The organism is Cryptosporangium sp. NPDC051539 (assembly GCF_044454545.1).
In the GTDB taxonomy this organism is placed as follows: domain Bacteria; phylum Actinomycetota; class Actinomycetes; order Mycobacteriales; family Cryptosporangiaceae; genus Cryptosporangium.
Genome location: NZ_JBITDV010000001.1, coordinates 153,046 through 176,323, shown reverse-complemented (window position 1 = coordinate 176,323; position 23,278 = coordinate 153,046). Strand labels below are relative to the sequence as shown.

The following is a 23,278-nucleotide window of genomic DNA, read 5'->3' as shown; positions in this document are numbered from 1 at the left end:
GGCAGTTCCGTCCCGACAAGAACGCGTTCTAGATTACAGTGTGATCCTGCTGTTATCACAACGTTCTCCGGAGGTCGGATTGGCTGTCGAAGGTCGGGTCCGGACCGAGGACCACGGTCGGGTGCGCGTGCTCACGTTCGATCGGCCGGGCCGGGCGAACGCGTTCGACGCCGCGCTGTACCGCGCCGCGGCGGCCGGGCTCACCGGGGCCGATCTGGACGACGGAGTGGGCGCCGTGGTGCTCACCGGGGCCGGCCGGACGTTCACGGCCGGCACGGACCTGGCCGAGATGGCCGACACCGCCGACGCCGGGCCGGGTCCGGTCGACCGGACCACCCCGGGCGCTGCCGGCGACCGGCCGGAGCATCCGTTCGACGCGTTCCTGGACGCCGTGGTCGGGTTCGGCAAACCGCTGCTGGCCGCGGTGAACGGAGCAGGCGTCGGTCTCGGGCTGACCCTGCTGGCGCACTGCGATCTCGTGCTCGTCTCCGAGAACGCCCGGCTCAAGGCGCCGTTCACCCAGATGGGCGTGGTCCCGGAGGCGGCGAGCAGCTACCTGCTCCCCCGCCGGATGGGCGACCAGCGGGCGGCCGAGGCGCTCCTGACCTCCGGCTGGATCTCGGCCGAGGACGCCGTGGCGAGCGGGCTGGCGCTGCGCAAGTACGCACCGGACGACCTGCTGCCGGAGGCAGTCGCGCTGGCGCAGGCGATCGCCGCGCACCCGGCCGGGTCCGTCCGGGCGACCAAGGCGCTGCTCACCGCGTCCCGGCGGGACGCGGTGAGCGAGGCCCGCCGTCGCGAAGGCGCCGCGTTCGCCGACATCCTGCGCTCCCCCGCGATGGGGAACGCGATCCGCAACCACCTCGCCGGTGAGAAAGGTGCTTCATGACCGAGCCGCTCGTACTCGTCGAGGCCGAGGGGCCGGTACTGACCGTCACCCTCAACCGGCCCGAGAAGCGCAACGCGACGAACGCCGAGATCCTGTGCCGCCTGCTCGACGCCTGGAAGCTCCTCGACGCCGACGACACGCTCCGGGTCGCGATCCTCACCGGACGGGGCCCGGTGTTCTGCGCCGGGATGGACCTGGCCGAGATCGGACGCCTGCGCGCGGGCGTCCGCGACAACGAGTGGATCGCCCGGCTGCAGGACGAGCCGGGCATCTCGCTGGCCGCGTACCTCAAGACGTACCGGCCGACCAAGCCGATCCTGCTGGCTGCCGAGGGCGTGGCCCGGGCCGGCGGCACCGAGATCCTGCAAGGCACCGACATCCGGGTCGCGGGCGAGAGCACGGTGTTCGGGGTGACCGAGGTCCAGCGCGGGTTGTTCCCGATGGCCGGTTCCGCGGTGCGGCTGCGGCGCCAGATGGGCTACGCGATGGCGGCCGAGATGCTGCTGACCGGTGCGGACATCACGGCCGCCCGCGCCTACGAGCTCGGGCTGATCAACCACGTCGTGCCGGACGGGCAAGCGGCCGCCAAAGCGCGGCAGATCGCCGACCGGATCGCCGCCAACGGGCCGCTCGCGGTCACGGCGATCCTGGCGACGCTCCGCGAGACCGAGTGCCTGCGCGAGCCGGAGGCGTTCGAGATCGAGGAGGCGCTGGGGCGCACGGTGATGGCCTCGAAAGACGCCGTCGAAGGTCCGGCCGCGTTCCTGCAGAAGCGTCCGCCGAACTTCGTGGGGGCGTGATGACACCGCCGGCGGGAGACGGCGTCGCGTTCCAGTTCGCCGGGCAGGACATTCCGTGGTTGCTCGCGTCCTGGGCCGAGCGCCGTCCCGACAAGCCGTTCCTCGTCTGGGCCCCGTTCGAGGGCGAGGGCCGTACCTGGACGTACGCCGAGTTCTGGACCGACGTGCGGCGGGTCGCCGCCGGGCTCGCCGCCCGGGGTATCGGACCCGGCGACACCGTCCTGCTGCACGCCGAGAACTGCCCGGAAGGTGTGCTCACCTGGTACGCCTGCGCGACGCTCGGCGCGGTCACGGTGACCACGAACACGCGCAGCACGGCGGCCGAGCTCGACTACTTCGTGACGAAGACCGGCTGCCGGGCGGCGGTGACCCAGCCCCGGTTCGCCGACGTGATCCCGGCCGGGCTGGACTGGGTACTGTGCACCGACTCGTTCGGCGAGCTCTTCCACGACGGGGAGCCGCCCGCGCGCGTCCCGGACCCGCTCGCCCCGGTGGGGATCCTGTTCACGTCGGGCACGACGTCGCGCCCCAAGGCGGTGGTGCACACCCACGCCAACGCGCTCTGGGCCGCGCGGGTCGCGCCCACGACGCTGCGCATGACCTCGGACGACGTCTACCTCGTCTACCTGCCGTTCTTCCACGTCAACGCGCAGAGCTGGTCGATCTGGACGACGCTCGGCGCCGGTGGCACGATCGTGCTCCAGCCGAAGTTCTCGACCACGCGGTTCTGGGACGTCGTCACCCGGCACGGCGTCACGCACGTCTCGCTCATCCCGTTCGTCATCCAGGGGATCCTCAGCCGGAAAGTGCCCGAGCACGGGCTCAAGGCCGGGGTGTTCGGCGCGGTCGTGCCGGAACTCGAGTCGCTGCTGGGGTTCGCGGTACTGCCCGCGTTCGGCATGACCGAGACCGTCACCCCGGCGATCACCGCCGGCCCCGGCTTCCCGCCGCCGCCGCGCGCGATGGGCACCGCCACCCCCGGGTACGAGACGCTCGTCGTCGACCAGGTCACCGGCGAGATCTGCGCCGACGGACGCCCGGGCGAGCTGTGGATCCGCGGCACCCGCGGGATCCAGCTCTTCGCCGAGTACCTCGACGACCCGGCGGCGATGGCGAAGAGCTTCACCGAGGACGGCTGGTTCCGCACCGGCGACATCGTGCGGCTCGGCGAGGACGGCAGCCTGTTCTACTGCGAGCGCGACTCCGACCTGCTGAAGGTGGGCGGGGAGAACGTGTCGGCCCGCGAAGTCGAGGACGTCTGCCGGCTCGTCCCCGGAATCGCGGACGTCGCGGTCGTCGGTGCACCCCACCCGATGCTCGACGAGGTCGCGGTCGCGTTCGTGATCAAGGCCCCCGGCGCCGACGAGGTGCTGCTCGGCACCAGCGTGATCGATCGGTGCCGGGCCGCCCTGGCCGACTTCAAGGTTCCCCGCGCGGTGTACTTCGTCGACGAGTTCCCGCGGGCGACGCTCGACAAGGTCGCGAAGAACCAACTCCGCGACCAGGCCAAGACGTACGAGCTCCCCGCCTGACCTCAGACGTCCGGGGTGTGGACGACCACCCGCAGGCGGGTCGTCAGGCGGCCGGCGGCGGCCAGGCCGAGAAGCGTCAGCACGACCGCGCCCACGGACGCGACCGCCGCGCCGCGGGTGGCCAGATACGCGGCGGCGCCCCAGATCACCAGCGCCGCGCCGCACCAGAGACCGGCCCGTGCGGCCAGCGGCTCGACCGGCGTGAGGATCAGGTGGTGACGCTCCTCGAGCTCACGGTCGGAGAGGGCCGGCTTCGCGTCGTCGCCGGCCGCCTCGCGCGGGAGCCCGTCGAGGCCCGTGCACAGGAACCGCCACGCGACGACCAGCGCGAGCACCGCGCCGGCGTACCGCAGGGCCGCGCCGTGCTCGCGGAACGCGTCCGCCAGGAAGAGGGTCAGCGAATCGCCCGGGCCCGCGCCGGCTGGGCGTCCGCCGAAGGAGTACGTGGCGCCGGAGGAGACGAGCGCGGCCGCGCCACCGAGCAGCCCGACGCCGGCGGCGTAGTACACGACCCGCCCGACCGGCACGGCGACCGCGACGCTCAGCAGGACGCCCGCGACGGCCGCGCCGAGCCCGGCGACGAGGGCGGGGCCGGAGTCGATCCGGAGCAGTCCGAGCGCGGCCGTCAAAAGCGTGACCAGCCCGAACGCGGCCGAGATCCGGCCGGCCGGGCGGCGGGCGAAGGTCCCGGCGGCGTAGAGCAGGCCCGCGCCGAGGCCCCCGGCCAGGACACCGCCGACGCCTCGCAGGAACCGTCCGCTCGCGACGGCGTTGAGGATGCCCTCCTGGAAGTCGTAGCTGCCGCGGCGCCCCCAGGAGAGGCATTGGTCGCCGGGTGACATGACCTCGCCGGCGCAGGTCGGCGCGGATCCGTCCCAGGTGTAGCCGGCGCCGGCGTGCACGAGGAGCACTCCTCCGGCGACCAGGACGGTCCCGAGGGCCATCAGCGTCACGACCGGAGCGGTACCCAGACCGGTCGTCGTGGCCGGTCGGGTCGGGGGCGGGGCATCGGGGTGCGGCAGAAAAGTGGTCACGACATCTCCTCGCGTCGAATCTCGATCTGGGGAGACCCGGGACGCGGCGTCGTCCGAAAGGCTCGGGAGATGCACGCGAGCGCGACCGGAGAGGTTCACGACGGCTGCCGGCGGGCGGCCCACCCTTCCCGGACGGGAAGGGTGGCACGCGCCTCCGCCTGCGGCTCACTTCTTCTTCGTGGTCTTCTTCTTGCCCTCGGTGACGGTGGTCTTGGGGTGGCGCTTCACCGTGGCGTCCTTCACGAACTCGCCGCTGACCGCGCTGCGGTTCTTCTTCGCGGCCGACTTCTTGGCGCCGTCCTCGACCACGGTCTTCTTGGGGTGCCGGTCGGCCGTGGACTTCTTCACGAAACGTCCGGTGACCGAGCTGCGGGCCTGGGAGGTCTTCGGCATGATCGTCTCCGATGCTGAGGGGTCGTTGCTCCTTCGGTGGTACCCGCCCGGAGGCGCGTTGACGCAGGCGCGTCGGCCGGAGAGGGCGCTCCCCGTAGTACTTGAGCGCTAGGTCCGATCGCCACCGTCGCGTGACGACGGCCAGGCCCGGTTTTCCTACCGTTCGAGCATGAGATTCCGCGCACTCTCCCTGGTGACCGCCGCGGCCGTCGCCCTCACCCTGACCTCCGCGATCCCCGCCTCCGCGACCGATTCCCCGGCCCCCGCCTCCGCGACCGGGTCCGACCGCGGCGACCTGATCTCCGCGACCCGTCTGCGCACCCTGACCCCGGCCCAGGCGAAGTCCGAGCTCGCGTCGGAGGGCTTCTCCTCCGCCGAGACCCGCTACGGAGTGACCCTCTATCGGCTCACCTACCGGACCGTCGGCCCGACCGGCCGGCCCACGACCGCCAGCGGGCTCGTCACGCTGCCCGGCTCCCGGCCCGGAACCACGTTGAAGGTCGTTTCCTACGCCCACGGGTCGGAGGTCTTCCGCGGCGACGCCCCGTCGGTCACCGACGACCGCTGGACCACCGCGCCGGCCGTCTCGTACGCGTCCGCGGGTTTCGCCACCGTGGCGCCGGACTACCTCGGCCTCGGGCTCGGACCCGGTCCCCACCCCTATCTGGACGTCAGTTCGGAGACCACCGCCTCCGTCGACCTGCTCCGGGCCACCGGGGAGTTCGCTCCCACCGTGGGCGCGACGCTGAGCCGCGACGTGTTCGTCACCGGCTTCTCGCAGGGCGCTTCGGCGGCGATGGGCCTGGCCCGGGAGCTGCAGTCGGACCGCCCGTCAGGGCTCCGGCTGGCCGCGGTCGCCCCGGTCAGTGGCGCCTACCACCTGCGCGATTCCGAGATCCCGGCGATGCTCGACGGCCGGCTCGACTCGCGGTGGAGCACCGCGTACGTGGCCTACCTGCTCATCTCCTGGAACCGGCTGCACGACCTGTACGCCTCGCCGTCCGAGGTGTTCCGGGCACCGTACGACCGGACGCTCCCGCCGCTGTTCGACAACGAGCATCCCGGGGAGCAGCTGCTGTCGGCGCTCCCGGCGTCGCCGTCGGAGCTGCTGACCCCGGCCGGGGTCCGGTTGCTCCGGCAGCCGTCGGCGCCGTTCGCGGCGGCGCTGCGGGAGTCGGACCGGACCTGCGCCGGATGGGCGCCGCGGGTGCCGATCCGGCTCTACGCCACCAGCACGGACGAGCAGGCGGCCTACTCCAACACGCTCGCCTGCCGGTCGGACCTCGCCGACCGCGGCGTCCGTGCTCCGGTCGTGGAGGTCGGGCCCACCGATCACCTCGGCTCGGTGGCCCGGTCGACGGTCCCGATCGTGCGCTGGTTCCGCTCCCTGAGCTGAGCGTCCTGACCTGAGCGTCCCGTCCCGCCCTCGCGGGACGGGACGCTCAGGTCAGGGTTCCGGGGTTTCCGGCGCGGACCCGTTCCGGGACGGCGGGCGCCGCCAGATACTTCCGTCGGACGAGGCGGCCTGGTCGCCCGCACCCACCCCGACCGGCTCCCGCCCGGACGAGTCGGGCATCAACGCGGTGAGCTTGCCGTGGCCGCGGTGGGCGGCGAGTGCGGCCACGTGGTACGTCTCGAGCTCGTCGGCGAACTGATCGTCGGCATAGATCGAGCCGTCGACCAGCGGGCCCGGCATCCCCTCGATCACCGCGATGACGTCCTCGCCGGTGAGCGTCTTGTGCGTCTCCAGGGCGTGCGCGAGTGCCAGCACCTCGCGCCGGTTGGCCTCGAGGATCTCGGCCGTGCGCACGAGCATCTGGCCGAGGTTGTCTTCGATCCGGTCGGCCAGCGCCTTCCGGGCGTTGAGTTCCTTCTCCGCGCCCTTGCCCGGCCCGCCCGGTGCCCCGAGGCCGACCTGGCTGGAGTACCCGTACGAGGACACGGTCGTCCCCATGCCCCAGACGCCCTCCATGTTCGTGGCCACCGCGGTCGCCGACTCCAGGTCGCCGGAGACGCCCGACGAGCTGTCGCCGTCGAAGAACATCCGCTCACCGGCCAGCGACGCCAGCGACACGTAGATGTCGGACTCGTAGTGGCTGCGCCAGGTCGTGAACTGGTCTTCCGGCGGGATGCTGGCGACCATGCCCAGGTAGCCGCTGCCCTTCTCGATCGTCGCGATGTCGATCTCCATGTGGTGCCGGGTGCGGTAGGCCACCACCGCGTGGCACGCCTCGTGGACCGCGACCGCGTGCCGCTCGCGCTCGATGTACTCGACGTTCTCGGCCGGGCCGAGTTCCTTCAGCTGCTTGGCGCGGATGATGTCGCGCCAGGTGATCGTGTCGCGCCCGTCGCGCACGGCGGTGATCAGGGCCTCGTTCACCATGTCCTTGATCGTGGCGCCGGTCGCGTACGGGGTGATCGTGGCGAGCTTGTCGATCTGGCCGGCGTCGAGCTCGTGCTTGACCTTGTCGAGGTAGCCGAGGTACGTGCGTACCCGGCCGGCCTTGCTCGGGTAGCCGACCTTGTAGATGCGGTCGATGCGGCCCGGCCGCAGCAGCGCTTCGTCCAGGGCTTCCGGCAGGTTGGTCGCCATCATGACCAGGATCCGGTACTTCGGTGGCGGCTTCGGACGCATGCCCAGCGCGCGCCGCACGACCCGGTTGATGAACCCGCGGGGCTTCTTCAGGCCGGACAACTCGGTGAGCAGCGCCTCGAGCGTGCCCATGCCACCGCCGCCGCCTCCCATGCCGCCGCCCATGACGACCCTGTCCTGCATCGCCTGCCGGGTCAGCCGCAGCTGCGAATCGTCCGACAGGTAGGAGAAGCCGTGGCAACCGTCGGTCGCGAACGGCGCGGGAGGCGTCATGCCGCCTCGGGGAAAGGATCCACCGCCCTGGGCGAGCGCACCACGGTTGCCCAGCGAGTCGGCCTCGTCGAAGAACACGATGACGCCGCCGTAACGCAGCGCGAGCTTGCGCAGCTTGCGGAACAGCCCCTTCACCTTCAGCACGCCGACGCCGAAGAACATGTTGATGAACGCGCCCGGGTCGACGAACACGTACGGCTTGCCGGTCTCGCCGGCGACCGCCTCGGCCATCAGCGTCTTGCCGGTACCGGGCGGGCCCCACAGCAGGATGCCGCCGGGCACGTAGCCGCCCTTGGACTCGATCGCCTCCGGGGTCTCCAGGTAGACGATGTTCTCCTTGACGCGTTCGAGCACGTGGTCCTGGCCCCACACGTCGGAGAACCGGGTCTTCACGTCGTCCGGGTAGTACACCTCGACGCCGCCGCGCGAGAGGAACCAGAAGATCGCGGCGAACTGCCCGACCGCGATGAACAGGATGAAGATGACCTGCAGGAACATCGGCGCGGCTTGCCACAGGATGGCCGGGATCGCGAACAGCGCCATCAGCGGCGAGGTGTCCAGCACCGAGGCGAGCACGACCGACACGACCGCGATGAACACCAGCCACTTGACCACCCGGATCAGCCGGAACCGGGTCCAGTCGGAGAAAATCCGGTGCGAGAGGCGTTCGGTGCCGCCGAAGATCCCGCGCGTCCACAGCCGGTGGTAGCCCGACCAGTGCTCGCTGACCAGGAAGTGGATCTGCCGCAGCAGCTCGAGTCCGAACAGCACCATGAGCGCGAGGCCGGCACCGGCCCGCAACTCGGCGCGCAGCGCGTCGTCGAACGGGAGGATCGGGTTGTCGGCCATCGCCGCCCACACCAGCGCGAACCAGGCGACCGCGAACAGAGCCAGGAACTTGATCCGGTCCCAGAGCGGCAACCGCTTGCGGGTCTCGCGTACGCGCTCGCCCGGGCCCGCCTCCGGCGGCCGCAGACCTTCGACGGTCTCGGTCATGAGTCGCTCCTTACCGTGAAGGACGTCGCGATCGTGTCCAGCTCGCCCGCCCGCTCTCGGTAGCAGCTGGTCGAGCACCGGATGATCAGCAGGTAGAGCCTGGTTCCCGCGTTGTTGACCAGCGCGGTCTGGTCGAACGTGTGCAGCACGCCGTTCGCCAGCTCGTAGTCGAAGACCACCCGGACGCCGTGCAGGCCGCCGGACCGGGTCAGCACCTCGTTCTGGACCAGCTCGAACCCGGTGAGCGGCAGCGTCTGCGCGGCGGCCTCGCGGGCGTCGGCGGTGACCGGGAGGAACGCGTTGCGCAACAGGTCGAGCGAGACCTTGCTCTGCTGTTGCTCGGAGAGCGGCGCGATCCGCGCGTAGACGATCGGCTCGTCGGTGAGGCCCACCGTGACCAGGTGGTCGGCGGCCGGATCCTCGGACGCGTCGTACGCGACCGACCACCAGGACTGCTGACGCATCGCCGCCGCCGCCGAGTCGGTGTTCGTACCGCTCAACGCGTCGTCGAGCCTCTTCGTCGCGGTCGCGTGCCAGGCGTGCGGGACCTTGAAGTAGGTCTTCTGGCCGGAGTTCTTCACGTAGGTGAACTCCGGCTGGGCACAGGCGCCGGTAGCGAGGAGGACTAACGCCGCGACCGCCGCCGCTCCGATGTGGACTGCCCGTTTCAGCATGCCGCCACCCCACCGCCCTGACGCCCGGATCGCGACCTCAGTATTGCCGGAAATTGTTACGCGATCGTGGCTTTCTTCTCACTCAATTGACAGGGAGCCTAAATCCAGCCGGAACGGCGGGCGGTTGCGACAGCTTCGTGACGATTCTGGGCGCCGAGTTTGCCGGTCGCCGAGGACAGGTGGTTCCGGACCGTGCCGGGCGAGAGCGAGATGCGCACCGCGATCTCCTCGATCGTCGCGCCGTCGGCGGCGAGCTCCAGGACGTCGGACTCGCGCGGTGTCAGCGGGCTCTCCCCCGCCGCGATCGCGTCGGCCGCGAGTTCCGGGTCGACGTACCGGCCGCCGCCGGCGACGGTCCGGATCGCGGCGGCGAGCACCGCACCCGACGACGTCTTGGGCAGGAACCCGCGGACGCCGATCTCGAGCGCGCGCTTCAGGTAGCCCGGGCGGCCGTGGCTGGTCAGCACCATCGTCGCGCAGCCCGGGACGTCGGCGTGGATCCGGGCGGCGGCGGCCAGGCCGTCGGCGCCGGGCATCTGCAGGTCGAGCACCGCGACGTCGGGCAGCTCCTTGGCCGCCATCGCGATCGCCTCGGTCCCGGACGCCGCCTGCGCCACGACCAGCAGGTCGTCCTGCAACTCCAGCAACCCGGCGATCGCGCTGCGCACGAGGTTCTCGTCGTCCGCGAGCAACACCCGGATCACGCGTGCACCTCCTCGACCGTCACGGTCGCGGGCAGGTCGGCGCAGAGCACGAACACGTCGTCCTGCTGTTCGAAGCTCAGCGAGCCGCCGAGCGGGCGCAGGCGCTCGGCCAGACCGGCCAGGCCGGAACCGCTGCCGATCGGGCCCCGGGCCCCGTCGTTCTCCATCCGCACCCGCACCCGTCCGCCCTCGTCCCGCACGTCGATCCGGCACCTCGTCGCGGCCGCGTGCCGCACCACGTTCGTCACGCCCTCGCGCACCACCCAGGCCGCCGCCGTCCGGACGTCGTCCGACAGCTCGCCGACCTGCGCGGTCACCCGGCTGGTGACGCCGGCCGAGCGCAGCAGCGCGGCCGACCCCTCCAGCTCGATCCGCAGGTCGATCGCCCGGTACCCGCGCACCGCGGCCCGGACCTGCCGCAACGACTCCTGCGCGATCGTCCGGACCTCTTCGGCCCGCTCGGCCGCCTCCGGCCTCCCCCGCCGGGCCAGTTCGGCGACCAGATCGCTGGTCACCGCGATCGCCGACAGGTCCCGCCCGACGATGTCGTGCAGGTCCCGCGAGAATCGCAGCCGCTCCTCCGCCACCGCGAGCTCGGCCCGCGTCCGATCCGCGTCGGCGAGCCGCCGGACGACCCCCACCAGCCACAGCGACGCCTGCACCGCCCAGGCCAAGGCCAGAAAGAGACAGAGCATCTGGACGACGAGCGAGGCGACGGTCGCGGGCTGGTCCCGGACGCTCGACCGCAGCGCGATCGCCAGCGCGACGACGAGCCCGGCCGGGACGTAGAACCGGGCCCCGAACGCGCCCAGCGGAGCGATCACGAACGCGCCGATCGTCAGCAGGCCGGGCCCGCGGGCGTCGCCGACCGGCACCACTACGAGGACCACCGTCGCCAGCACGCAGGACCCGGCCCACAGCCCGATGTCCCGCCGCGTCAGCAGCCGCCCCATCACCTGGCGGTCGAGCACGTACAGCGCGGTCAGCGTCACCGCCAGGATGACGCCGGCCAGCACGATCAGCGGCGCCGTCCCGATCTCCTCGACCTCGGCTCCGGCCGCGGCCAGGACGACGAACGGCCCGACCGCGACCAGCGGCGGCATCGACGCCCGCGTGTACAGCAGGACACGCGTGAGATCGTCGGCGTCGCGCCACCACCGCAGGGGATTCATGACGACGATCATGCCGCGCCGCTGCTCAGTCACGCGGCGACCAGCGGAACCACATCCGGATCGCGACCGCGCCGAGCACGATCCAGGCCACCAGGATCGCGGCCCGACCGGCGGCGCCGGCCCAGTCCAGCGGCCCGACCCAGCCGTCGCGCACCAGCGCCAGCACCGGCGCCAGCGGCGTGAACGCGCAGATCCGCCCCAGGACGTCCGGCATCGACTCCAGCGGCACCACCACGCCCGCGCCGGCCAGGCAGGCCACCAGCACCGGCAGGCTGGTGATCTGGACCGACTCCACGGTCTGGGAGATCACCGCGGTCAGCAGGCCGAGCATCGCCAGGACGGCGGCGCCGAGCACCGCACCGGCCAGGACGACCACCGGATTCGACGGGACCGGCATCCCGAGCACGGCGCCGCCGAGGGCGCCGAACAGCACTATCTGGACGAGTGCGACGGTGACCCCGGGCAGCGCCATCGCGGTCAGGATTTCCGCGTCGGTCGCCTCGCCGGTCCGCAGCCGCTGCAGTACGCCCTCCTCCCGGCGCGCGACCGAGCTGCTCAGGACCGTGTAGAAGACGACGAACAGCAGCACCATGCCGGTGAACAGGCCGACCATGCCCCGTGCGGACTCGTCGTCCAGGTCGCCGTCCTGCGCACTGGCGAGTGCCGCGACCAGGGCGATCGGCACGACCAGCGCGGTGAACAGCAGCGTCTTGTTCCGGCTCAGCAGCAGCACTTCGGCGCGCCCGAGCGAATAGGTCCTGGCGATCATCGGACTGCCTCCGGCTCCGGGCCGCGGGCCAACGACAGGAACGCGGTTTCCAGTGAGGCGGGTGTCGCGCGCAGCTCCGGCAGGGCGAGCTCCGCGGCGTCCGCCCAGTTCAGTACGCGGCCGAGCGTCCGCTGAAGGCTGCCGGTGCGGATGACGACGTGGCGGCCTTCGATCTCGACGGCCTCGCCGGCGTCGAGGACCCCGGCCGGAGGCCGACCGGCCCGCGCGCCGAAGCGGATCTCGGCGCGGTGGGTCGCGACGACCTCGTCGAGGGTGCCCTCGGCCACGATCCGGCCGCGGTGCAGGATCGCCAGCGAGTCCGAGAGCTCCTCGGCCTCCTCGAGGTGGTGGGTGGTGAGCAGCACCGCGGTCCCGCCGTCGACCAGCCCCCGGACCAGGGTCCAGACTTGACGCCGGCTCTCGGCGTCCAGGCCGGTGGTCGGCTCGTCGAGCATCAGGAGCTCCGGCCGGCCCAGGAGGGCGACGGCGAGGTCCAGACGGCGGCGCTCCCCGCCGGACAGACTCTTGATCGGGACGCGGGCCTTGGCGGTCAGGTCCACCGCGTCGATCGCTTCGGACGCCGGGCGGGGCCGGCGCATGGTGCCCGCCCACATCCGGACGGCCTCGGCGACCGTGAGCTCACCGGGTAAGCCGCCGGACTGCAGGACCACACCGGTGCGGTGACGCACGGCGCGGCGCTCGCGGATCGGGTCGTGCCCGAGGACGCGGACCGAGCCGGACGTCGGGGCGGCGAGCCCGGCGATGACGTCCATCGTCGAGGTCTTGCCCGCGCCGTTCGTGCCCAGCAGGCCGAAGACCCGGCCCGGTGGCACGGCGAAACTGATGCCCCGGACCGCCTCGGCGCCGGACCGGTAGGTGCGGGTCAGCTCCCGCACGTCGACTGCGTTCATGAGTCCAGCGTGAGGGCGGGCGGGGCGCTGCTCCCGTGCACGGATGCACGAGGATTCGGGAGCCGTTCACGGGACACCCATGACGAACGTCACGGGTGTCCCGTCCGGGGTGACCCGTTACCAGGCCACCGCACCCTGGTGGCTGGCCTGCAACGTGCCGATCTGCAGGGACGCCATCGTGATCGCGCTCTTCTCCGGCGCCGGGAAGCCCGAGAGCGTCACCGCCGGACCGTCGGTCGACGCCTGGAGGTTGAACCGCATCCCGTTGCCGGCCGCGCAGGTTGCCGAGCCCTTGTCACACGGGGTCCACTTCAGACCTTCGAACGCGGTGACGCCGGGCTTCAGCACGATGCGTTCGGCCGGTCCGGGCTGGTCGACCTTCCGGGTCGGCACGGTCACGACCTCGTCGGCCGCGTTGGTGAGCGACACCGCGGCCCGGCCCTTCACCGAGCACGCGTGGTCGGACGCGTTGGTCAGCGCGAGGAGCCCCCGCTCGGTGTTCCCGTCGTCCGTCTTCGGCTGCAGCGTGACGTCCACCTTGACGTCGCCGTTGGTGCAGACGGGAACGGAGGCCGTCACGGCGGAGGCCCCGGACGCCGTCGCGGTGGGGGCCGCCGTGGTGGGAGCGGCCGTGGTGGGAGCCGCCTCGGCGGAGGCGGGTGCGGTGCCGGCACCCTCGCCGGAGCAAGCCGCCGTGAGCACGACGCCGATGCCGAGCACGACGGCGAGGGGAAGAAGGGCGGAGCGATTCCGCATCAGGTGACTCTCTCTCCATGGGTTGGTCCGGCCACCCGGAGTATTCCCAGCGGAGTGTTCAGTGCGAGTGAGAAGTCACTGAACGGAATCCGACACCCGCTACGCCCGGCGCGGGATCGCCTCGCCCGGGAAGAGCGATCGCCACAGGTGGCGCTGCTCGTCGGCCACCGAACCGGCCGCGGCGACTTCCACTGTGGAGTCCGACACTGCCTCCTGCCACCAGGTCGCCGTGGCGACCGGACCGGCGAGCGCGTCCGCCAGTTCGTCGTGCAGCCAGCGGTAGCGGCCGTCGGCCAGGCTCACCCGGAGATCGGCGATGCCGGTGGGGTTCAGATTGCGGCAGTAGGTCCGCAGGATCTGCTGCAACCGCACACTCGGGACAGACGTGTCCACGAGGTTTAAGAGTGAGCGAGTCGGCATGATCCGTCCTCCCGATGCAGAGGGGTCGTGGCCTCTCCGAGTATGGACGCTGCGCTTGAATTTGTGAATCACAAGTTCCAAGACGCGCGGATAATCTTGCCCTCCTCTTCGTCCGGACGCAGTCGAGGGTCGCGCTCGTACGCCGCCGCTACGCCGGGGGTATGGCGCCGCCCGCCGCGACCACGGTGGAACCCCGGTGCGCCGTCCGAGACCGGACGAGGCCACGACGGACCCGTGTTCGACGCGGGCGCCGCCAGCTACCCCGACCGGCTGCGGTCAGTTACTCGCCGCCCGCGGGAGTACACCCTTCCACCGGCGCTACGGAAGCCACGCAAGCCGCCGCGGCGCCGGGGCCACCGGGGCCACCGGGGCCACCCGGGGCCACCGGGGCCACCCGGGCCGCCGGGGCCACCCGGGCCGCCGGGGCCACCCGGGCCGCCGGGGCCACCCGGGCCGTCTAGGCCGCCGGGGCCACCTGGGGCCGTCAGCGCCGCCCGGGGCCGTCTGGGCCGTCTGGGCCACCGAGGGCGTCTGGGCCACCGGGGCCACCCGGGGCCGGCTGGGCCGTCTGGGGCCGTCTGGGCCGTCTGGGCCGTCTGGGCCGTCTGGGCCGTCTGGGCCGTCTGGGCCGTCTGGGCCGTCTGGGCCGTCTGGGCCGTCTGGGCCGTCTGGTGACGGTCGCCCTGGATGGGTCGGGTGCGGTCCCGGCAGGTGACGATCGCGTACGGGCCGGAGGCCGTGTGCTCCACGAGCTCGGCACCGTCGGCGAGAGCACGACAGGCGATCGTGCCGTCGTCGCCGCACTGACGCTGGTCGCGGACCGGTCCGCGACCACCGCCCCGGAACCAGAGGCCCGCCAGGAGGCAGCCCGCCCGGCCGCGGGAGGCCGTCCGGAGTTCGGGCGTCCGGCGGCGGCCGAGGCACGGTCAGAGGGCCGCTGGCCGACCCGGTGGTGGAGCGCCTCGTGGCCGCCGCGACCGAGAGCGCGGTGGCCGGCACGCAACCGCTGGTGTCGCTCTCCGCAGAGCGACGGATCCTGCTCCGCCCGGCCGGCCAGGCGCACGCGCGTCCGACCTCGCTCGGGTCTCGGCGCAGCGATCGGGCGACCGGCTGGCACTCGGCTACGCCGCCCGGAGCCCGGGTCGCGCGCACGTCTGCCGCGGTGACGGCGGCGAAGCGATCACGCAGCTGCGGTCCGCCGACGAGGTCGGGCAGTCCGCGGCCGATCCGATGCCGGCGGCGACGTCACTGCCCGCAGCCTGGGGTTGCCGGCGCTGCGCACCGGCCGGGCCGGCGACGCACCGCGCCACTCCGCGACGCACCGCGCCACTCCGGGATGCTCTGAGCGTGCCGGACCGCCGCCGCAATAGCTACGCCACATAGCTATGTAACATAGCCATCATGACCGAAGACGACATCCGTGCGCTGCGCGGGCAACTCAACGCGGTGCAGCGGCGGCTGCGGCGCGAGACCGGCGGTGGCCCGGTCTCCCGGACCGGGCGGCAGGTGCTGTTCGCCATCGCCCGGGCCGGCGTACCGGTGACGCCCAGCGAGCTGACCACCGAGCTCCAGATGACCAGCTCCAACGTCGCCGCCTCGCTCCGCGAGCTCGAGGACGCCCAGCTGATCACCCGCGACCGCGACACGACCGACGGCCGCCGGGTCCTGCTCCGGACGACCCCGGACGGCGACCGCGCCGTCGACGAACACCGCCGGGGCAAGGACGCCTGGCTCGGCCAGGCCATCGACGCCACGCTCAGCGCCGAGGAGCAAGCGATCCTGATCCACGCCGGCACCCTGCTCCAACGCCTCGCCGACCGCCCGTGAACCGCGTCTTCAGTTCCCTGCGAGTCCGCAACTACCGCCTGTACTTCACCGGCCAGCTCATCTCGATGGCCGGCACCTGGATGCAGGCGGTCGCGCTCGCGTTCCTCGTCCTGCATCTCACCGGCAGTGGTACCCAGCTCGGACTGGCCACCGCGATCCGGTTCCTGCCGGTCCTGCTGCTGAGCCCGCTCGGCGGGGTCGTCGCCGACCGCACGAACAAGCGGCGCTTGCTCTTCGTCACCCAGACCGCAATGGGCGTGCTGGCCGCCGTGTTCGCGGCCCTGGTCGCCACCGGCCTGATCCGGCTCTGGAGCGTCTACCTCCTCTCGGCCGCTCTCGGCTGCCTCACCGCGTTCGACAACCCGGCCCGCCAGAGCTTCATCCCCGAAGTCGTCCCGCGTGCGGAGCTCGCGAACGCGGTCACGCTCAACTCGGTCTCGATCAACATCTCCCGCGTCCTCGGTGCGGCCGCCGGTGGCGCGATCGTCGCCGCGCTCGGTTTCGCGACCTGCTTCGCGCTCAACGCGGCCTCGTTCGGCGCCGTCGTGCTCACGCTCGGGCTGATGCGCACGCGCGACCTGAACCCGGCCGAGCCGGCGAAGAAAGAACGCGGGCAGGTCCGGGCCGGGATCCGCTACGCGACGAGCACGCCCGAGCTGATGGTCCCGCTGCTGCTCATCGCCGTGATCGGCACGCTGGCGTGGGAGTTCCAGGTCACGCTCCCGCTGATCGCCCGCGAGGTGTTCCACGGCGATGCCGGGACGTACGGCGCGATGGCGTCGACGATGGGCGTCGGGGCGGTCGTCGGCGGCCTGATCACGGCGTACCGGGGCAACCGCAGCCGCGCCGCCGCGATGTCGGTCGCCGCGATCGGCTGGGGTGTCGCGATCACCGCCGCCGCGGTCGCGCCCGCGTTCTGGGTCGTGCTGCTCACGATGCTGTTCGTCGGCTACGGCAGCATTTCGTTCAACTCGATCGCGAAGACCGCGCTGCAACTGGCCGCCGCGCCGGAGATGCGCGGACGGGTGATGGCGCTCTGGACCCTCGCCTGGGGCGGCAGCACCCCGATCGGCGGGCCGCTCGTCGGCTGGATCGGCGAGACGTTCGGCGCCCGCTGGTCGCTGATCGCCGGTGGGGTCCCGACGATCCTGGTCGGCCTCGCGGCCTTGCCGGCGCTCCGCGCCATCGACCGCCGCGCCGCCGACCGCCGCCGTCAGCCCGCCGAAGCGATCACGTGATCTCGCTCATCGGGATCCTCCGGCGCGGGTCGCCGCGGAGGACGCAGAACTCGTTGTCTTCCGGGTCGGCCAGCACGATGAACCGCTCCGTGCCGGTCTGACCGACGTCGGTGCGCCGGGCTCCCAGCGCGAGCAGACGGGCGACCTCGGCATCGGGATCCTCGGTGGTGACGAGGTCGGGGTGGAAGCGGTTCTTCCCGCGCTCGGACCCGCCGGTGTCCTGCAGCCAGATCGTCGGCGCCGTGCTTCCGGGGGTCGCTGAGGCCAGCCGCGCCATCAACACGTCGGTCGCGGCCATCGCCGCACCGCCGATCGGCACGGAGCCCACGACCCCGGGTACCCGCCGGAGACCACCGGCGTAGAGGACGCCGGCCGCCGCGCCCACGGCGACGCCGGTGAGGATCCCGGACAGCGCGCCCAGCCCGGCGAGCCGTCTGCATTGCCACCGCCTACCCGCCCCGACGCCCGATACTCGCCCGCGGCCACGTATGGCCGGGCTCCTCCCGGGTAGTGCCCGCGGATCACGACCAGAGGAGATCCATGAAAGCCGTCGTCTTCAAAGGCCCGTACGAGGTCGCGGTCGAGATCGTGCCCGACGCCACGATCGAAGCGCCGCTCGACGCGGTCGTCCGCATCACGACCGCGAACATCTGCGGCTCCGACCTGCACCCCTACGAGGGCCGCGCTCCGCTCGAGTCCGGCATGGTCCTCGGGCACGAGAACATGGGCATCGTCGAGGAGGTCGGGCCCGGCGTCGACCGGATCAAGGTCGGCGACCGCGTGTCGGTGCCGTTCAACCTCGCCTGTGGCACGTGCCGCAACTGCAACGACGGATACACGTCCGCCTGCCTGCGCGCCAACCCGTCCGGGGACCCCGGCGCCGGGTACGGCTACCCGAACATGGGCGGCTACCGCGGCGGCCAGGCCGAGTTCCTGCGCGTGCCCTGGGCCGACTTCAACCTGCTGGAGCTCCCGCCCGGCAGCGACTTCGAGAACGACTTCACGATGCTCTCCGACATCTTCCCCACCGGCTACCACGGCACCGAACTGGCCCAGGTCCGTCCCGGTACCTCCGTCGCGGTGTTCGGCGCCGGCCCGGTCGGGCTGATGGCCGCCTACAGCGCGCTGCTGCGCGGCGCCTACCAGGTCTTCGTCGTCGACAAGGAGACCGACCGCCTCGCGCTGGCCGGGCAGCTGGGCGCGACGCCGATCAACCTGGCCGACGTCGACCCGGCCGAGGCGATCCTCGACCGGACCGACGGCTTCGGCGTCGACTGCGGCGTGGAGGCCGTCGGGTACCAGGCGCACGACGCGACCGGCGAGGAGCACCCCGAGATGGTGCTCGACAACCTGGTCAAGGCCGTCCGTGCCACCGGGCACATCGGCGTCGTCGGCGTCTACAACCCGTCCGACCCGGAGGCCGCGACCGCGAGCGCCAAGGAAGGCCGCATCGCGTTCAACTACGGCGAGGCGTTCTTCAAAGGCATCTCGATCGCGTCGGGCCAGTGCCCGGTCAAGAAGTACAACCGGGAGCTGCGCGACCTGATCATCCACGGCCGCGCGAAGCCCTCGGCGATCGTCTCCCACGAGCTCAAGCTCGACGAAGCCGCCTACGCGTACGACAACTTCGACAAGCGTGCCGAGGGCTGGACGAAGGTGCTGCTCAAGCCCTGACCCGGGCCTGATCCCGGAACCGGGGGCCCGGTCCGCTCAGGAGTCAGCCAGGCGGGCCGGGAACCCTCCGGTGGCGACCGGACCGGAACGGCGGGGCGTGACGCGGATCAGGCACTTGCCCTGGGCCACCATCGCCTCCTTGTACTCGTCCCAGTTCGGGTGCTCGCCGGAGATGTTCCGGAAGTACTCCACGAACGGCTCCAGCGCCTCCGGCAGGTCGAGCACCTCGCCGTCGCCGTCGACCTGCACCCACGGGTCGGAGAACCCGTCAGACAGGAACAGCACGCTGACGTCGGGGTTGCGCCGGACGTTCGTCGCCTTGGCCCGCTCCGGGTAGGTGGCGATCACGATCCGGCCCGCGTCGTCGACCCCGGCGGTGACCGGCGACATCTGCGCCGAGCCGTCGGCCCGGTGCGTCAGCAGCACCGCCTGGTGGCGGGTCCGGATGAACGCGAGCAGATCCTCCTGGTCGACACGCCGGCTGGATGCGATGGTGCGAGGGCTCATCTGTCTGTGCTCCGATCTCGGTCTCGACCGCTACCGTAGCCTCGGCGTCGGTGCTCAGCGGAGGGCGCGGCCCCGGAGCGTGGGGGCGGACGGGCCGGCCGGGCCCTCGGCGGGGACGCGGAAACGGTCGCATTCCTCGACGGTGAAGCCGGTCGCGGTGATCGCGGCGAGCGTGTCGCGGCCGGTGCGGCAGCCGCCGAGGAGCAGCGGCCAGACCGTGGCGTCCGCGATCTTCTGCGACCAGCGCAGGGCGCCCGGCTGATCGGCGGCGACGTGCTCGAGGAACCGCAACTGGCCGCCCGGGCGCAGGACCCGCCGGATCTCGCCGACTTCGAGCACGCGCCCGGTCAGCCCGGCGACGAGCCGTTGCCGGTGCTCCAGGAGTCCGGCCCGGTCCCTCGACGGTGCCATGCGTTCGTAGACGCGCCCACGCGATCGCCGCCCCGGCCCGGGCCGTACGCTGGGACGACGCGAGCTCTGCGTTCAGCGGGTACAGGCGGCCGCCCGGCGCTGACTGCCCGGCGCCGCGACCGCCTCCGCACTCCCGCAGAACGGATCACCCATGAAATCCGCGCGCCCGCGCTTGCGCCGCCGGACGCTCCTCGTCCTGATCGCCGCGTTCGTCGTCGTCCTGATCGCCACCGGCGCCGCGATCGTCGCGCTCACCGGCGACGAGGACCTCAGCTTCCCGGCCGCGCCCGGCAGGTCCGCGACCGCGCACGCCGCGATCCGCCCGTCGGCCTCCCAGGACGATCTCGACCGCGCGCTCCTGGCGTTCTACCGTTCCTGGAAGGACGCATACCTCCGCACCGACTGCGACGGCGACACGGTCCAGGTCTACTCACCGGACGCGAAGTATCCGTTCGTCGCCGAGGCGCAGGGGTACGGCCTGGTCGTCACCGCGACGATGTCGCCCGCCGACCCCGACGCGAAACCCACGTTCGACCGGCTGCTCGCCTACGTGCTCGCCCATCCCTCCACCCGAACCCCGGACCTGATGGCGGCCGAGCAGAACAAGGACTGCGACGACCGGTCCGGCGGCGACTCGGCGACCGACGGCGATCTGGACATCGCCTACGGCCTCCTGCTCGCCGACAAGCTCTGGGGCAGCGACGGCGAGTACGACTACCGGCAGCTCGCCCTGCGGCGCATCCAGGCGATCAAGGCCAAGACCGTCAACCCGTCGTCCGGCCTGATGCTGCTCGGCGATTGGAGCACCGCGTCCAACGCGACCCTCTACGCGACGACCCGGACGTCGGACTGGATGCCGTACTACTTCCGCGTCTTCGAGGACGTGACCGGCGACCCGGCCTGGTCCGGCATCCGCGAGGCGCACGAACGCGCGATCGCCGGCCTCCAGGGCGACGACGACACCGGTCTGCTGCCCGACTTCGCCCGGACCAGCGGCAGCGGTCTCCGGCCGGTCGCCGGCAAGGTGCTGGAGACGAAGAACGACGGCGACTACTCGTTCAACGCCTGCCGCACCCCGTGGCGCATCGGCACCGACGCGCTGATCTCCGGCGACGCGGAATCGACCGCTGCCGCCCGCAAGGTCGACGCGTGGTTCCGCTCGTCGACCGGCGGCAACCCCGACCGGGTCGGCTCGGGCTATCGGCTCGACGGCACCCGCCTGAACGCCAGCCCGGAGAATGCGTTCTGGGCGCCGCTGGCGGTGAGCGCGATGACGGATCCGGGCGCGCAGAAGTGGCTCGACCGGCTCTGGACGAAGCTGGCGGACAACGACGTCGAGCGCGGCAACTACTACGGCGACACGATCCAGCTGCAGGTCATGACGCTGGTCGCGGGCCGGTACCTGACGATCTGAGCGCGCCGCCGCTCACGGCAGGACCAGGGACTCCAGGACGTCGAACGTGTCGAGCGCCTGCACCGCGGCGGCCGCCCGCTCGACCCCCGAGCGGGCCACGTCCCGGGGCTGCATCCGCTCGCCGGCTCCGGCGGTGGCCAGCGCGGCCACGTAAGCCTCCGAGGCGAGCGCGCGGTAGAACGTCCACTGCTGCTCGGCGTCCACGGCCACGCCCGCGGACTCGAGACGGGCGGCGTACCGCGCGACCAGGCCCCGCTCGTGCTCGCGCGCGTCCGCGACCGGCATCGACGTGCTCACGAAGTACGCGACGTCGCGGATCCCCGGCCCGACGGTGGCCACCTGCCAATCGAGGAACCCGGGCCGCGGCCCCTCGAAGAACAGGTTTCCCAGGTGCGGGTCTCCGTGGGTGAGCGTCGGCGGCTGCGCGGCCCAGAACGCGTCCACGTCGGTGAGGTGCTCGGACAGGACCCGGCTGCGCCGGACGAGGTCGGCCGGGATCAGGTCTGCGACCGGCTCGGCCGGTTTCGCCAGCGCACGGCGGACGAGCGTGCTCCCGGCCAGGCTCACGACCGGGGCGCTACGCCGCAACGGAGCCAGCGGGGCCAGTTCGGCGGCCAGGCGCGGCGACTGCCAGAACGCCGCGTGCAGATCGGCGAAGGCATCCACCACCGCCTCGGCCTCGGCCGGAGACACCCCGGCCCGGACGTCGCGGAACGTCGCCCGGCCGGTCAGATCTTCGAGCACCAGCGCGATCCGCCCGAGGCCGGGCTCGACGTGCACGCCGTGGCACTCCGGTACCCGGATCGGCACGTCGGCGGCCGCCTCGCCGTAGAACGTCGCTTCGCGCATCCCCAGCCCGACGACGTTCATCATCACGTGCTGCAGGAAGCTGCGGGGCGCCAGCTTGAGGAACACCTGCGCCGGTACGTCGGCGTCCGCGTCGAGGGCGAGGCGGACCCGCGCCGCGGTGCCGGAGTTCTCCCCGAGGATCTCGACCGTGTTGATCTTGCCTTCGGCCAGGCCCATCGCGGACTCCAGCCATCGGGCCGTCACCCGGCTGCCGCGGTCGGGAAGCCGGCCGCGGACCAGCCGGCTCACGCCGCAGCGGGCCGACTCGCGGGCCACGATCGCAGCGCTGACCACGATGAGGGCTAACGACGGCACTGTCCACCTCCAGGGCGGCGTTCGAACGCCGGTCGCCAACGTCTCCGATGTGGACGTCGCCCGTCAATGCCCCCGGGCGAACCAGGTGTAGTGCCCACGGACGCCTGTGACCGAGGGGGTCGACGTGGAGGAGGACCTCCGGGCGGGTGTGTAGCTGCCGAGCACACACACACCGCCGCCCGCTGGGCGACCCGCTACCGGCACACCAGTGCGGCCGGGGTGACCGACCGGGCCGGCCGCCCGCACCGGTCCCCGGCCCGCACCGCCCGACCGAGCGGCGCATCATCAAGATCCGGGTCACGAAACGCCTCGGACCAGCACGCATCGCCGGGGCGGCGGGCTGGTGCTGGTGGCCTGGGCCGGGGCGTTCGCGCTGGCCGGCGTGTGGGTGTCGGTGCGCAGGGACGTCGGCTGACCCCGTCGTGCGGGGCGCCGGGCGAGCCGCGGCGGGTCACGGACCCGGCATCGGGCCGGTGTGGAGGGTCAGCCGGGTCCACGCACCGACGTTGACGTAGGTGCCGTCGGCCAGCGGCGTCGGGAGCTCGGCGTCGATCGGGTCGGAACTGCCGTCGACGTACGTGTGGTTCGTCGAGCGCAGGTCGATGACCGCCCAGCCGCCGCCGGGCTGGGCCACGAGCAGCGCGTGGGTGTGCGAGACCGCGGCGTCCTCCGGCGGCCCGATCAGGTCGATGTCGGGGTAGATGCCGCGGGTCCGGCTGCGCCTGCCGATGAGGAGCTGACCGCCGTCGAGGGCGAACCGCCGGTCCGGGCAGAACACCGGGTAGTCGACGTCCCCGGCGTCGGGCCCGTCCATCGCCCGCATCCGGTCGAAGTACTCCCGGTCGGCGCTGACGACCAGCCACCACACCACCGGCACCGGTCCGGAGTCGTCCGGCGGCGGCACCGGCACCGGCACCGGCATCGGGCCGGCCGCCGCGGCCGCGAGGTCGATCCCGCACACCTCGCAGAACCGGCCGGTCGCCTCCGCGCCGCACCCCGGGCACAGCGCCGCCGCCACCGCGGTCGCCGCCACCACCTCCGGGGGCTCGCCGTCGTCCGGCCCGACGGCGCCGATCCGGATGCCGCACTCGTCGCAGTAGTCACCCGTCCCGGACACGTGACCGTTC

General features: G+C 72.5%; 23 protein-coding genes and 1 pseudogene. 9 read left to right on the top strand and 15 right to left on the bottom strand.

From position 1 onward, the window contains the following. Positions 1–79 precede the first annotated feature (79 nt). Genes ACIBZJ_RS00825 through ACIBZJ_RS00815 form a run of 3 tightly spaced genes read left to right on the top strand, consistent with a single transcriptional unit; the run spans position 80 to position 3,221 of the window. Positions 80–889 (top strand): enoyl-CoA hydratase/isomerase family protein, encoded by an 810-nt coding sequence (locus tag ACIBZJ_RS00825; protein ID WP_395924011.1) that lies wholly within the window; start codon positions 80–82, stop codon positions 887–889. Continuing rightward, positions 886–1,689 carry a crotonase/enoyl-CoA hydratase family protein gene (locus ACIBZJ_RS00820; protein WP_395924009.1) on the top strand — a complete coding sequence of 268 codons (804 nt, stop codon included), beginning with the start codon at positions 886–888 and terminating at the stop codon, positions 1,687–1,689. The genes ACIBZJ_RS00825 and ACIBZJ_RS00820 overlap by 4 nt, the downstream gene beginning before the upstream one ends. Further along, entirely contained in the window at positions 1,689–3,221 is a 1,533-nt protein-coding gene (locus ACIBZJ_RS00815) for a class I adenylate-forming enzyme family protein (RefSeq protein WP_395924007.1), read from the top strand. The genes ACIBZJ_RS00820 and ACIBZJ_RS00815 overlap by 1 nt, the downstream gene beginning before the upstream one ends. A gap of 2 nt (positions 3,222–3,223) precedes the next feature. On the opposite strand, the gene ACIBZJ_RS00810 is transcribed toward ACIBZJ_RS00815, so the two are convergent. Both ACIBZJ_RS00810 and ACIBZJ_RS00805 read right to left on the bottom strand, forming a co-directional pair. Further along, positions 3,224–4,255: a hypothetical protein gene (locus tag ACIBZJ_RS00810; protein ID WP_395924005.1), complete on the bottom strand. Its 1,032-nt coding sequence runs from the start codon at positions 4,253–4,255 to the stop codon at positions 3,224–3,226. Between the two features lie 165 nt (positions 4,256–4,420). Then, entirely contained in the window at positions 4,421–4,648 is a 228-nt protein-coding gene (locus ACIBZJ_RS00805; RefSeq protein ID WP_395924003.1) for a hypothetical protein, read from the bottom strand. Positions 4,649–4,817: 169 nt separating this feature from the next. Between ACIBZJ_RS00805 and ACIBZJ_RS00800 the strand changes: the two genes are divergently transcribed. After that, positions 4,818–6,044, top strand: a complete 1,227-nt coding sequence (locus ACIBZJ_RS00800; RefSeq protein WP_395924001.1) for an alpha/beta hydrolase family protein — start codon at positions 4,818–4,820, stop codon at positions 6,042–6,044. Positions 6,045–6,095: 51 nt separating this feature from the next. On the opposite strand, the gene ACIBZJ_RS00795 is transcribed toward ACIBZJ_RS00800, so the two are convergent. The 8 genes from ACIBZJ_RS00795 to ACIBZJ_RS00760 all read right to left on the bottom strand — a co-directional run bounded on the left by ACIBZJ_RS00795 (position 6,096) and on the right by ACIBZJ_RS00760 (position 13,889). Then, positions 6,096–8,510 carry an AAA family ATPase gene (locus tag ACIBZJ_RS00795; protein WP_395923999.1) on the bottom strand — a complete coding sequence of 805 codons (2,415 nt, stop codon included), beginning with the start codon at positions 8,508–8,510 and terminating at the stop codon, positions 6,096–6,098. After that, positions 8,507–9,184, bottom strand: a complete 678-nt coding sequence (locus ACIBZJ_RS00790; RefSeq protein WP_395923997.1) for a hypothetical protein — start codon at positions 9,182–9,184, stop codon at positions 8,507–8,509. Before ACIBZJ_RS00790 ends, ACIBZJ_RS00795 begins: the two co-directional genes overlap by 4 nt. A 98-nt stretch (positions 9,185–9,282) precedes the next feature. After that, complete coding sequence (locus ACIBZJ_RS00785; RefSeq protein ID WP_395923995.1) at positions 9,283–9,888, bottom strand: response regulator; 606 nt, start codon at positions 9,886–9,888, stop codon at positions 9,283–9,285. Then, entirely contained in the window at positions 9,885–11,093 is a 1,209-nt protein-coding gene (locus ACIBZJ_RS00780; protein ID WP_395923993.1) for a sensor histidine kinase, read from the bottom strand. The genes ACIBZJ_RS00785 and ACIBZJ_RS00780 overlap by 4 nt, the downstream gene beginning before the upstream one ends. Continuing rightward, positions 11,086–11,829 carry an ABC transporter permease gene (locus ACIBZJ_RS00775; RefSeq protein ID WP_395923991.1) on the bottom strand — a complete coding sequence of 248 codons (744 nt, stop codon included), beginning with the start codon at positions 11,827–11,829 and terminating at the stop codon, positions 11,086–11,088. Before ACIBZJ_RS00775 ends, ACIBZJ_RS00780 begins: the two co-directional genes overlap by 8 nt. After that, the gene (locus ACIBZJ_RS00770) at positions 11,826–12,740 is read right to left on the bottom strand and encodes an ABC transporter ATP-binding protein (RefSeq protein ID WP_395923989.1); all 915 of its coding nucleotides are present in this window, start codon (positions 12,738–12,740) and stop codon (positions 11,826–11,828) included. The genes ACIBZJ_RS00775 and ACIBZJ_RS00770 overlap by 4 nt, the downstream gene beginning before the upstream one ends. Before the next feature lie 117 nt (positions 12,741–12,857). Then, a complete protein-coding gene (locus ACIBZJ_RS00765) occupies positions 12,858–13,496 on the bottom strand; it encodes a DUF4232 domain-containing protein (RefSeq protein WP_395923987.1) in 639 nt (212 codons plus the stop codon). Between the two features lie 99 nt (positions 13,497–13,595). Then, positions 13,596–13,889: a hypothetical protein gene (locus ACIBZJ_RS00760; RefSeq protein ID WP_395923985.1), complete on the bottom strand. Its 294-nt coding sequence runs from the start codon at positions 13,887–13,889 to the stop codon at positions 13,596–13,598. Between the two features lie 1,428 nt (positions 13,890–15,317). On the opposite strand from ACIBZJ_RS00760, the gene ACIBZJ_RS00755 reads away from it, so the two are divergent. Both ACIBZJ_RS00755 and ACIBZJ_RS00750 read left to right on the top strand, forming a co-directional pair. After that, positions 15,318–15,743, top strand: coding sequence for a MarR family winged helix-turn-helix transcriptional regulator (locus ACIBZJ_RS00755; protein WP_395923983.1), 426 nt, complete (start codon positions 15,318–15,320; stop codon positions 15,741–15,743). Then, positions 15,740–16,981 carry an MFS transporter gene (locus tag ACIBZJ_RS00750; protein WP_395923981.1) on the top strand — a complete coding sequence of 414 codons (1,242 nt, stop codon included), beginning with the start codon at positions 15,740–15,742 and terminating at the stop codon, positions 16,979–16,981. The genes ACIBZJ_RS00755 and ACIBZJ_RS00750 overlap by 4 nt, the downstream gene beginning before the upstream one ends. Here ACIBZJ_RS00750 and ACIBZJ_RS00745 read toward each other — a convergent pair. Continuing rightward, complete coding sequence (locus ACIBZJ_RS00745) at positions 16,974–17,366, bottom strand: VOC family protein (RefSeq protein WP_395923979.1); 393 nt, start codon at positions 17,364–17,366, stop codon at positions 16,974–16,976. The two genes, ACIBZJ_RS00750 and ACIBZJ_RS00745, sit on opposite strands and share 8 nt — an antisense overlap. Positions 17,367–17,521: 155 nt before the next feature. Between ACIBZJ_RS00745 and ACIBZJ_RS00740 the strand changes: the two genes are divergently transcribed. Beyond that, positions 17,522–18,655, top strand: coding sequence for a glutathione-independent formaldehyde dehydrogenase (locus ACIBZJ_RS00740; RefSeq protein ID WP_395923978.1), 1,134 nt, complete (start codon positions 17,522–17,524; stop codon positions 18,653–18,655). A 36-nt stretch (positions 18,656–18,691) separates the two neighbouring features. Here the strand turns inward: ACIBZJ_RS00740 and ACIBZJ_RS00735 are convergent, their stop codons facing one another. After that, the gene (locus ACIBZJ_RS00735) at positions 18,692–19,162 is read right to left on the bottom strand and encodes a PPOX class F420-dependent oxidoreductase (RefSeq protein ID WP_395923976.1); all 471 of its coding nucleotides are present in this window, start codon (positions 19,160–19,162) and stop codon (positions 18,692–18,694) included. A gap of 54 nt (positions 19,163–19,216) precedes the next feature. Beyond that, positions 19,217–19,573 (bottom strand): hypothetical protein, encoded by a 357-nt coding sequence (locus tag ACIBZJ_RS00730; RefSeq protein WP_395923974.1) that lies wholly within the window; start codon positions 19,571–19,573, stop codon positions 19,217–19,219. Positions 19,574–19,724: 151 nt separating this feature from the next. On the opposite strand from ACIBZJ_RS00730, the gene ACIBZJ_RS00725 reads away from it, so the two are divergent. Then, positions 19,725–20,987, top strand: coding sequence for a glycosyl hydrolase family 8 (locus ACIBZJ_RS00725; RefSeq protein ID WP_395923972.1), 1,263 nt, complete (start codon positions 19,725–19,727; stop codon positions 20,985–20,987). Positions 20,988–20,999: 12 nt separating this feature from the next. Here ACIBZJ_RS00725 and ACIBZJ_RS00720 read toward each other — a convergent pair whose 3' ends face one another. Beyond that, a complete protein-coding gene (locus ACIBZJ_RS00720; RefSeq protein ID WP_395923970.1) occupies positions 21,000–22,151 on the bottom strand; it encodes a phosphotransferase family protein in 1,152 nt (383 codons plus the stop codon). Positions 22,152–22,322: 171 nt separating this feature from the next. On the opposite strand from ACIBZJ_RS00720, the pseudogene ACIBZJ_RS00715 reads away from it, so the two are divergent. Next, positions 22,323–22,492: pseudogene (locus ACIBZJ_RS00715) on the top strand (leucine zipper domain-containing protein); the annotation flags it as partial. A gap of 110 nt (positions 22,493–22,602) precedes the next feature. On the opposite strand, the gene ACIBZJ_RS00710 reads toward ACIBZJ_RS00715, so the two are convergent. Continuing rightward, a complete protein-coding gene (locus ACIBZJ_RS00710; RefSeq protein ID WP_395923968.1) occupies positions 22,603–23,268 on the bottom strand; it encodes an FHA domain-containing protein in 666 nt (221 codons plus the stop codon). Positions 23,269–23,278 lie beyond the last annotated feature (10 nt).